At 45.4% G+C, this 7,632-nt stretch carries 7 protein-coding genes; all 7 read right to left on the reverse strand.

Going from position 1 to position 7,632, the window contains the following annotated elements; genetic code table 11:
- Positions 1-40 precede the first annotated feature (40 nt).
- Entirely contained in the window at positions 41-1,045 is a 1,005-nt protein-coding gene (locus ET34_RS0116385; protein ID WP_035891609.1) for a hypothetical protein, read from the reverse strand.
- 509 nt (positions 1,046-1,554) lie between these two features.
- Entirely contained in the window at positions 1,555-2,193 is a 639-nt protein-coding gene (locus ET34_RS23000) for a hypothetical protein (RefSeq protein WP_236633884.1), read from the reverse strand.
- 434 nt (positions 2,194-2,627) lie between these two features.
- Complete coding sequence (locus ET34_RS0116395; protein ID WP_031523867.1) at positions 2,628-3,575, reverse strand: hypothetical protein; 948 nt, start codon at positions 3,573-3,575, stop codon at positions 2,628-2,630.
- Positions 3,526-4,782 carry a hypothetical protein gene (locus ET34_RS22360; protein ID WP_152548409.1) on the reverse strand — a complete coding sequence of 419 codons (1,257 nt, stop codon included), beginning with the start codon at positions 4,780-4,782 and terminating at the stop codon, positions 3,526-3,528. Before ET34_RS22360 ends, ET34_RS0116395 begins: the two co-directional genes overlap by 50 nt.
- A 54-nt stretch (positions 4,783-4,836) precedes the next feature.
- Entirely contained in the window at positions 4,837-5,127 is a 291-nt protein-coding gene (locus ET34_RS22600; RefSeq protein ID WP_152548410.1) for a hypothetical protein, read from the reverse strand.
- 195 nt (positions 5,128-5,322) lie between these two features.
- Positions 5,323-7,284 (reverse strand): type VI secretion system Vgr family protein, encoded by a 1,962-nt coding sequence (locus tag ET34_RS0116410; RefSeq protein WP_031523869.1) that lies wholly within the window; start codon positions 7,282-7,284, stop codon positions 5,323-5,325.
- 144 nt (positions 7,285-7,428) lie between these two features.
- Positions 7,429-7,632, reverse strand: a 204-nt coding sequence (gene tssD / locus ET34_RS23005) for a type VI secretion system tube protein TssD (protein ID WP_236633886.1), incomplete at its 5' end; no start/stop codon positions are given.

Here is a 7,632-nt window from a genome sequence, read left to right on the forward strand (position 1 = left end):
CGGGGGGATTTGAAGGATGTGTGATATTGAATTGCCAGGCTTAAATGACAGGTATAAACTTTCCATCAATTAATGCAAATATAGGTGTAAACCACTGCATTCCATTATCACCCTTATCGCCTTTAATATAATAAGAGATAGGATACACTGTAGGATCGGACTTATTTACAAATCGTACAAGTCTGCCTTTATTCATTACTTCTATCTGGTAATCATTCCAGTTGATTGGAATCATTCTGAAGCCTTTATTTTTAAACCCCTCTACAAATGCATGACTACTGTAAAGTTCATCAACGCTTGAACCAGTAGCGATTGACCAGGCGTTTAAAAGATACTTCATATTATTTTTAATGGCTTTATTATCTTTTGCAGCAAATAAACGCCATAACTCAGCATAAGCATTTTTCAGTGCCTGAACCTGCTCAGGCTTACCAGTGAATGGCGTAGCATTGACCCAATGCCACTCTGGAAGTCCCTTAAGACTAACTTTCTGGGTAAACTGGTATAGCGTCATTCCTGAAGGGTAATAATTCTCAATAGCATAATCTTTGTCAAGGTGACCTTGTTCAGTCTGCCAGGCTAACACTTTTTTAGTCTCAACTTTATTCCCATCTGAATCCTCTTCATTTACCTGAGGGACACCCTTGCTATTAATAGTCACTTTCATCTGGGTGATTGTCTTCCTGTCTGCCCCAGAGAAAAGTGTTAGCGACAATTTACAATATGAATCAGGATTGAAAAACTCACGCTCTTCCTGAGTCTTTTTCTCCTTAGAAAACCAACCAAGTGAGCCCATTTCAAGGGTAATGTCGTTAACTCCATTTTCCAGCAGAAGCATAGCATTAGTGCTAGAAGTACCGAGCCCAACACCCTCAAGAGCTGAATCACGATTATCCATTCCTAATACGCCATTGGTTTTGATGGCGCAGAAGGATTCATTAATGTCAAACAATGATCGAAACTGGACGATATTGCTTTTAGCATAAATGCCCGGCGTCAACAATATGCCAAACATAAACCATACATTAACAAATCTTTGTTTCATCTGTATTACATTCCCTGTCAGGTTCATCCAATGATTGGTGATTGGTGATTGGTGATTGGTGATTAGTGCAGTGGGAATTTAGCGATAGTTACACTATCGCTATCCACTTAGAAAATTTGTAATATTGACTCTGTTCTTTAAATCACAGGTATGAACTTACCTTCTACGAGCGAAAAAATTGGTGTGAAAGATTCAATACCAATGTCGCCGTCGTCATCTGTAAAATAATTAGATAAAGGGTACACGGTTGGGTCGGATTTATTTACAAATCGTACAAGCCTGCCTTTATTCATTACCTCAACCTGATAGTCATTCCAGTTGATTGGGATCATCCTAAATCCTTTGTTTTTGAAGCCCTCAACAAACTGATGACTGTTATATATGTCATCAACATTGGAGTCGGTTGCAGTAGCCCAGGCATTTAGTAGATATTTCATATTATTTTTGATGGCTTCATTATCCTTTGCAGAAAATAAACGCCAAAGCTCAGCATAAGCGTTTTTCAGTGCCTAAATCTGCTCAGGCTTACCAGTAAATGGTGTAGCCTTAACCCAACGCCATTCCGGAAGCCCTTTCAGGTAGACTTTTTGTGTGAACTGGTAAACCGTCATTCCGGCAGGATAATAATTTTCGTTAAAGTAATCTTTATCAAAATGTCCTTTTTCTACTTGCCATGCCAATATTTTTTTTACATCAACTTTATTGCCATCCGTGTCTTCTTCGGACACTTGGGGTATACCTTTATTGTTGATAGTTACTTTCATCCGGGTGATCGTTTTCCTGTTTTCCCCAGAGAATAGTGTCAGAGCTAATTTACAGTAAGAATCAGGATCGAAACGTTCACGCTCTTCTTGTTTCTTTTTTTCACCGGAGAACCATCCTAGCGCACCAATCTCAAGAGTAATATCATTTATTCCATTTTCAAGAACAAGTAAGGCATTGGTACTTGAAGTACCTAAGCCTTCGCCTTCAAGGGCTGATTCACGATTATCCATTCCTAAGACGCCGTTAGTTTTTATAGCACAAAATGATTTATTGATATCGAATACAGATCGAATTCTCATTTTGTCATTAGCAGCAAAAGTTGCAGTGGAGACGAGCAGAACTGACAGCAATAAAGACTTAACTACGGCAATTTTGATAATCATAAGTTCCTTTTGATTTTTAAATGAGCCTTGCAAAGTGATGCCTTGTAGGATGTTTTATGTGCTAATAAAATTAGTTTCGAGAGATTAATGCGCCAGTAATCGTTCACAGACGCTGAATAAAATCAAAAATACTTTTTAAATGACAACTAAAAAGTTCCGTATCCGCGCCCAACCAAAGCAGAGTTTCGATTATCGATCCCGAGAACTCCATTGGTTATTATCGCGCAAAAGGATTTATTGATACTAAAAGCTGAACGAAAATTCACGCCATTGTCGTCTGCATAAATCGTCGTCATTAGTACATCAATACGAAATGAGTAGCGCTTTGTTTTATATGCATATCAATCCCTGATGGTATCATCTCATAATACAGAATTTATATGCATAGTTTTTCCCGATAACGTGAAAGCAGGCTGCGTTAGCAGCCTAAAAATTCACCTTACTAAAACAACCTTGCCATCTATCATTGAAAAATAAGGGGCATAAGCGTAAACAGCTTTACCGTCAGCGTTCATCATTTTTAGAGGAGAGTTTTCAAAAAAACCCACAGTCATTCGAAAAAGGCGCCCCCCTCTATAAGTTTTTAGTCTATATTTTTTCCAATCTATGGGCATAGCTCGAAGATTATTATTAGCCACATTTTGAGGTAGATCGGTTGACATAAAAATTAACTTTTGAGATGCACCCTCTGCATATGCCAACTCTTCTATAGAAATCCTGGAAATGTTTATTAGCCCCTCGATATCACGATCATACATTAATTTCCATATCTTTTCATACGCAGCACGTATCTTAGATAAATCATTTTCCGTTACAGGAGTTGCATCTACCCAAGACCATTTCGGAAGGCCTTTTATAAAAATATTACTCTCCAATTTATAGAGACCAAAATCATTTGGATTATTGCTATACCCTTCATAGAAGGATTTTCCTTGATTCGAATAAGTGTGATTTACAGAATCAGCTGCAGATATTTTATTGTTGTCATTTACATTCATTATGAAATTAGCGACTTCAATACTTTGGTCAGGATTATCTTTGCTAATCGAAACCGTACATTCACTATCTCTAAATAGTGTCTCTGGATCTGTATGGTCCATCGGCCCCATGAGTACTTCGACTTTATTTTGGCCATTTTCCAGGAAGGCTGTGGAGTTGTAACCCATAGATATTGTTCGTAAATCTGCCAATGTGCTATCAGCACCATGTAAATCGTTAACACGGAGGATACAAGTGCTTTTTTTAGTTTTGAATGATACTAGGTATTTTTCTGAGATCATTTTTTTAGTCTCGGCTAAACATTCCGCGCTTAGTAATGTTGGTAATAAGCAACTAAAAAATAGCAAACCTGTAGATAGATTTTTCTTTTTCCAGCTTATCATAAATTATCCATTCCTTATCTACTTTTGCTTTTGGTTGTGAAGAGCCTAAATCTTTAGTCAAATTAGGTATGCCAGAGTCATCATTCATGTTACTTACACCTTGACCTGTGCCGTAAGTATAATCCACATGAAATTTTGCAACAATACCATTGTGATAAAAGACTAAATCAACGTTCTCACCTTTGTTGCTTTCAAGCCCCAAACAACCTTCGGCTGTAGCACTTCCTCCAATTTCAATTGCGCCATTTACAGCATATAAACGTATACCTGCCCTAATATTAGCATCAATTGAAATGGATAACTTGGCTTCTAATGAGTCGTCTGTTTCCCATTCCCATTCTTTTTGTGAGGATGATTTTAATGAAACTTTTAAATCAACGTTACCTTCAACTATCAAATGTAATTTTGTGCCGAGATAAGCAGCATCTTCACCGTTTTTGAAGTCTTCTTCTCCTGCTACCAACTTTTCCCGAATAGCCGCCAATACAACATCCGCATGATACCAAGCTGCAAAGGCCTGCAGTAAATCCAGAGTAATTCGCACTCCTATTAAAGGCGTCATCCCTACAGTAACATTCTTCTCTATATAAATTTCGTTTTTATTATCATCGTACTTTAACTCACCAGCGCCTTTAAATTCTAAAGTAGGAAAAATTACTTCTGTCGTAAGTAGTTTTATACCATCGCTACCTGCATCTTGAGTTGAAAACGCGCTAGTTAACATCTCTATGGTTTGTATTGGTTTATTAAGCAGTTCAATTTTTTTATAGCTTTTTTTAAAATCCTTACCCATGCTTATCGAATAATTTCGCTCTAAAGCGCCTATTTTAGATTTGAACTCTCCTGTCATAGCTAGCGAAGTGGTCATGTCTACTCGATCCCTTTTAGTCCATCCTCGATATCCACGCCTTGAGTTTCCTTTTGATTCATTAGCCTTTTTTTGTTGTTCCTTTAGATGCTTATCGCTATATTCTTTGATGGTATTATCCAAAGAAATCTTCGCATTAATATCCCATGATAAATTGGGATAAATATTTATTATAGACCATAAAGAATCTCTTGGTGCCAGATGAAGAATTTGTGAAACACCTTCACTTAAACTTAACGCCTTGTCTATAAATGGTTCTCCAGAACATTGTCCAACCCTTAAAAAATAAGTGGATCTTGGTAGTTTAGAGATTGGGTTTTCATTGATGATGTAATCCACAAAAAAATCTATCGCATCATTATCCCTCTGCAATGTTGCTTTTGATTCTTTATATTATAGTTTGTAATTGACCAATCCTTTATTAAAGGTGCTAATTGAGTCCAGATGGTCTATATCATAGATAACCCCACGAGGACACATTGGATTATTAGATATGCAATTTTTTCCAACTAGCATGAGCGATATATTTTCACCATCTCCAGCATCAATAATATCGAGTGAATCAATGAAGCCGCTTTGTTTATATTTATACTCTTTATTGTTAAAGGATAATGTAAATGAGTGGATACATGTATCAGGGTTTTTACAGTTACACGATGGCGAACCTGCTGTTAAGCTTGTCATATTTGGTCCTCGAATAGATCCTGCTCAGCAGCAGCATCAATTATTGCCCAGGTCGTCGAAGTGCCCATTTCGTTCCCTTTTTTCTTTTTAGTAATCATATGCAATTCAGGCGCTTAAACTGGAATCAAGCCCCTAATGATTTGGCGCAAACACTATCGTTCACGCCATCAATCACTGCCCAGGTCATCCGTTGATTCATGCCTTATCTTCCTTCGGGCAGTGTGCAACAAACATCGTTCCCTGCGCGGCGGCGGCTTTCAGGATCGCCGGGTCTGCCGGGATCAGCAGGTCGCCAGGGCTGCCACCTGAATTGAGGTTGATAGCCGGACCTTTGACATCCACGCCGCCCGCATGCACCACTACAAAGCTGCCGCCTACCCGTAGCGTTAATTTGCTGCCGCTCTGGATGGTGAGATCGCCGGCGCTGTCGATGCTGAACACCCCGGCAATCTTCTGGGCCAGGTCACCTTTCACCTGCACGCCGACGTCGCCTTCGGTCAGCGCGATCACGTTGCCGGTGGTTTTGTGATCCTGGTTGCCCTCAACCGTGATCTTGCGGTCATTGGCGACGACAAGCTCCTCATCATGACCAATACTGGTGGTGCGGTTGTACTCCACGCGCTCGTCTTTTGAATTGAGCACCCGCACGGCCATGTTTTTCTGGGCGCGCAGGAACACTTCCTCTTTCCCGGCTTCATCTTCAAACGACAGTTCGTTGTAGCCGTCGCCTTTATGGGTGTCCGAGCGCAGCACCATGCGGGTTTTATGCTGTGGCAGCGGATAGGGAGAGAGATTCGTCGCATGATACGTGCGTCCGGTGACGATCGGCTGGTCCGGGTCGCCTTCCAGGAAGCTCACCACCACTTCATGCCCGATGCGCGGGATGGCCACCATGCCGTACTGCCCCCCGGCCCAGCCCTGGCTCACCCGCACCCAGCACGAGCTCTGGTCGTTGCGCGTGCCGTACCGGTCCCACGGGAACTGCACCTTGATGCGGCCGTATTTGTCGCAGTAAATCTCCTCGCCATCCGGGCCGGTGACGGTGGCTATCTGCGGGCCGTCCACCATCGGCTTGTGCGCCATCACTGCGCGCCACGTGGTTGATGCCTTCACCACCGTAAAGCTGTTGCTGAAGGTGGTCGGCTCCCCGCCGCCCTCCTCTTCCAGCGCCTGGGGCTGGCGGCCGGTGTGGGTCACCCCCACCGTCTGCCAGGCGATGTTCAGCTGCGGGTTCGGGTGCTCGCTCAGCACAAAACTCTGCCCCGGACGCAGCCCGGCGCAGTTCGACTCCCCGCTTCCGGTCACCGCCCCGGCGCGCAGGGCGTCGAGCCGGAACCCGGCGAAGGCTTTCCCGTTCGGGTCCGCCTTGTAGCGGCCAGGGTAGTCGTAGTGCTCGTACTGCTCGCCCTGGTGGTCCAGCTCGCCGCTCATCTTTTTGTGCGACAGGCCGTAGGCCGGGGTTTTGAAGCTGTAGTCCTTCAGCTCCACCCCGGCGGTGCTCACCGCCTCGGCGTAGTGAAAGCGCCGGACGTAGGCCCCCTGGGACAGGCCCTGGTTTGCCAGGTTGAAGAACAGCGGCTCGCCCTTCGCCACTGCGCCTGCGTCGTCGGCGAACACCACCCGGTGGGTGCCGGCCTCAAACTCGTGGAAGAAGAACATCCCTTCCTCTGCCGCCAGACGCGTAATAAAGGCTAAATCGCTCTCGCGGTACTGGACGCAGTACTCCCGCTCCGGGTGGTCGTGGCGCAGGGCGAAGGCGAAGTCGGTGATGCCCGCCTCGGTGAGCAGCGTGGTGATGATGGCGTCCGGCTTTTTCGCCTGGAAGATGCGGGCGTTGGTGCGCAGCCCGGTGCGCCACAGCGCCGGACGCACCTGCGCCTGGTAGCGGGTGCGGCGAAACCCGGTCTCGCCCTGGGCGAAGCGGCTGACAATCCCGCTGACGCTGCGCTGCAGCTGCCCCTCGTACCACACCTTCAGCTCGCACGGCTGGTCGAGCACCGCGCCGAAATCAATCCCCGGCAGGTGGCTGGCCAGGTTCAGGCTCAGCGCGAACGGACGGTTAAGCGCCTCGTCCAGCTCAAAATCCACCACCGCAAACGTGCTCTCCGGCAGCGACCCGATGCTGACCGTGAACTGGAGTCCCGTACTGTTTGCCATCTTCCCTTCTCCTGTGAACGCCCATAGCTACCGCACGCCCGGTTTTCACCGTGCGGGGGGCCATAAAATGAAGTTGTGCTCAGGTCTGGCTCCGCCACACCTCAGCACAAACGCAAAAACCCGGCCGCAGCCGGGTTACGGAGCTTACGCCTCGACAGGCGCGCGCCAGTCGTCCGAGCCGGAGGTGCCGGCGACGGTGTGCTCCCAGTCGATTTTGCGGTAGGCCAGTGAGACTTCAATCAGCTGGGTGAAGTCCGACTTCGCCGGGTCCTGGCAGTGCGGCATCTGGCAGTCGATGTCCACGATGGTGGCGTCGGTCAGGGTGGTGGAGAAGAAGTGCTCCTGCTT

The organism is Siccibacter colletis (assembly GCF_000696575.1).
Classification (GTDB): domain Bacteria; phylum Pseudomonadota; class Gammaproteobacteria; order Enterobacterales; family Enterobacteriaceae; genus Siccibacter; species Siccibacter colletis.